The 489-nt window shown below is 41.3% G+C and carries 1 protein-coding gene; it reads left to right on the top strand.

Annotated elements, in window-relative coordinates; translation table 11 throughout:
* Window positions 1-442: hypothetical protein (locus F0U44_RS23910; RefSeq protein ID WP_149730577.1), on the top strand; the 442-nt coding region annotated here is incomplete at its 5' end.
* Window positions 443-489 lie beyond the last annotated feature (47 nt).

The following is a 489-nucleotide window of genomic DNA, read 5'->3' as shown; positions in this document are numbered from 1 at the left end:
TATCAAAATAACGGACGCGAAATATGGTTACTCAATAAAGCTGACACCGGGGCAAAATAAGGCAATAATAAATATCTCTGATAATACTAACGTGAGGAGCAGTTGGGTATTCAAGCCACTGTGGGAGAGCAACAAGCTCTACTTCAAAATTTGGAATGCGGACTCCAATTCATACCTTGAATTCGGCGAAAAGGATGCCAATGGTATTCAACCACTATTAGGCTCGGACAGAGCCAGCAGCGAAAGATTCCAGTGGTATTTGGTGCCCGACAAAAATGCCGCTACGTCGGAGATATTTTTTTATATTTACAATCGCAAGTTTAACGATCCTATCGAGATTAACCTCAAAGAGAACAGCAATGATGAGCAACAGCTTTTCGGAGAATTAACGCGAACCGATGTCAATTTTGAACACTACGGTTGGAATTTCGAGCCCCTATAAGCCAAAATTTCGCATGAATCGAATGTTTTTGTTGGTAATCAACACGC

It is taken from the genome of Nocardioides humilatus (genome assembly GCF_008373755.1).
GTDB lineage: Bacteria > Actinomycetota > Actinomycetes > Propionibacteriales > Nocardioidaceae > Nocardioides > Nocardioides humilatus.
Note: the sequence above shows the minus strand (reverse complement) of the source record. Positions and strands in the feature narration are given on the sequence as shown.